This is a genomic window from Limimaricola litoreus, from assembly GCF_024159025.1.
Taxonomy (GTDB): domain Bacteria; phylum Pseudomonadota; class Alphaproteobacteria; order Rhodobacterales; family Rhodobacteraceae; genus Limimaricola; species Limimaricola litoreus.
This window is the reverse complement of record NZ_JAMYXC010000300.1, coordinates 1-1,735: the sequence shown is the minus strand read 5'-3', so window position 1 is coordinate 1,735 and position 1,735 is coordinate 1. Positions and strand designations below refer to the sequence as shown.

Here is a 1,735-nt window from a genome sequence, read left to right as displayed (position 1 = left end):
CCCGCCGCGCGTTCAGTCCTCGCGCGGGAAGCGCCCGGGATGCACCAGCAGGTCGCAAGGCAGGTAGCTCAGCAGCTCCGAGGCGACGCGGCCCATGGTCATCGGCACGTGGCCCTCGGCGCCGTGACGGCCGATGGCCAGCAGGTCGCTCCCCTCGCGCGCCACCGCCTCGATCAGCGCGGCCGTGGTCCGGCCTTCAAGCAGCGCGCAATCCGCCGCGACGCCGTCTCGCGCCAACCGCTGCCGCATCTGCTCCATCTGAAAGAGCATCGGGTCCTCGATCTCGTCGCGGTCGCGCTTGGTGATGTCGCCGGTATCGTCCATGCGGTAGCCAAGGCCCCCGAAGGGCACGCGGTAGGCATGCACGATCCGCACCTCTGCCCCGCCCGCCAGCTTCGAGGCGAGCCGGGCCGCCTCCGCGTCGCGGCGGGCAAAGCTGGTGGCGGCCATGACCTTGCCATAGGGGGCGGCGGGCCGGTCCGAGACCACCAGCACCGGCGCGTCGGACATCTGCACGCAGCGATGCAGCACGCTGCTGCGAAACATGTCGATGATGCCGCGATCACGATGCGCGCCCATCACCACGAGATCGGGCCGCGCCTGTGCGATCCGCTCGACCACGCGGCGCCACGGATGGCCGAAGACGACCTCCACCTTCCCCGCGCCCGCGGCCTCGCGGGTCAGCAGCTCATGCGCCGATTGCCCCGCCTCCTCAGCGACATGGCTCGGCAGCGTGTCGTCCACCACATGCAGGATCTCCAGATCCGCGCCGAGCACTTGCGCGAGCATCCTTGCCCGCGCAAGCGCAAGGCCGCTGCGATCCGACAGGTCGCTCGTCATGAGAATGCCGGGCATGGGGCGTCTCCTTTTCGGTTCGGGTTCACTGGCCGGGCCGGGTGCGGCCCGCTTCATTGGAGCCCGTCTCGTTGCGGCCCCTCTCGTCAGGTGCGACGGGATCGGTCACCGCCGTGACGGCGAGGTCGATCAGCACGCCGATCAACGCGGCCTCGATCACGATCCACCAGACCCCCGGCCCCGGCTGGGGCAGCCACTCCGACCGGGCCCAGAGCACGGTAAGGCCGTCATGCGCCACAAGGAGCAGGATCACCCCCATCCAGACCCCGACCCAGCCGCCGCGAACGCCTGCGGGCAGGCGCGTGCCCAGGAGCGGCATCCGGTGCGGCGCCCCGATGAGGCCAACCAGCGCTCCGAGCAGCACGGCCCAGAACACCACGCCCCAGACCAGCATGGTCTCGGACACCGTGTTGGCGGTCAGCATGACCGGCGCCAGAAGCCCGAACAGCAGACCGAGCGACTTGGCCAGCACCACGCGTTGCATCAGCGGTGTGAGTGTCATCTCCGAACCCTTCATTGCGCTCCAACCTCGCCCTGTCAGCCGCGCCGCGCCTTGATCTGGATCATCCCTCCTGCAGCGTTTCGAGATACTCCGACAGCGCCACGAGCGGTTGCGGCGTCGGCGTCAGCATCCCGTCGCCGGTATCGACATGCAGGGTCGGGCCGGTGAAGATGCCGCTGAATTCGGGCATCACCTGCCCCGGGTCGTCCTGCCGGAAATAGCCGTCGATGTAGGACATGACATGCACGGCAGGGAACGGCTTATCCGCCGCGCCGAGCCGCGTCAGATCGGCGGGCGGGCGCGGCATTGCGCATGAAGGAGCATCTGCGGTGGCGAACAGCGATACGCGCGGCGTGGCCGTGCCGGATGACGACGCGC

General features: G+C 69.6%; 3 protein-coding genes. All 3 read right to left on the bottom strand.

Annotation, left to right across the window (positions count from 1 at the left end; genetic code table 11):
* Nucleotides 1–12: 12 nt before the first annotated feature.
* Entirely contained in the window at nt 13–855 is an 843-nt protein-coding gene (locus NHG85_RS18275) for a universal stress protein (RefSeq protein WP_253335117.1), read from the bottom strand.
* Nucleotides 856–880: 25 nt separating this feature from the next.
* Nucleotides 881–1,357: a hypothetical protein gene (locus tag NHG85_RS18270; RefSeq protein ID WP_253335115.1), complete on the bottom strand. Its 477-nt coding sequence runs from the start codon at nt 1,355–1,357 to the stop codon at nt 881–883.
* Between the two features lie 61 nt (nt 1,358–1,418).
* Nucleotides 1,419–1,664: a hypothetical protein gene (locus NHG85_RS18265; protein ID WP_253335113.1), complete on the bottom strand. Its 246-nt coding sequence runs from the start codon at nt 1,662–1,664 to the stop codon at nt 1,419–1,421.
* Nucleotides 1,665–1,735 lie beyond the last annotated feature (71 nt).

Excerpts from the sequence above, each read along its gene's own strand:
- NHG85_RS18270 (WP_253335115.1), bottom strand. The coding sequence starts at position 1,357 with ATGACACTCACACCGCTGATGCAACGCGTGGTGCTGGCCAAGTCGCTC.
- NHG85_RS18265 (WP_253335113.1), bottom strand. The coding sequence starts at position 1,664 with ATGCCGCGCCCGCCCGCCGATCTGACGCGGCTCGGCGCGGCGGATAAG.
- NHG85_RS18275 (WP_253335117.1), bottom strand. The coding sequence starts at position 855 with ATGCCCGGCATTCTCATGACGAGCGACCTGTCGGATCGCAGCGGCCTT.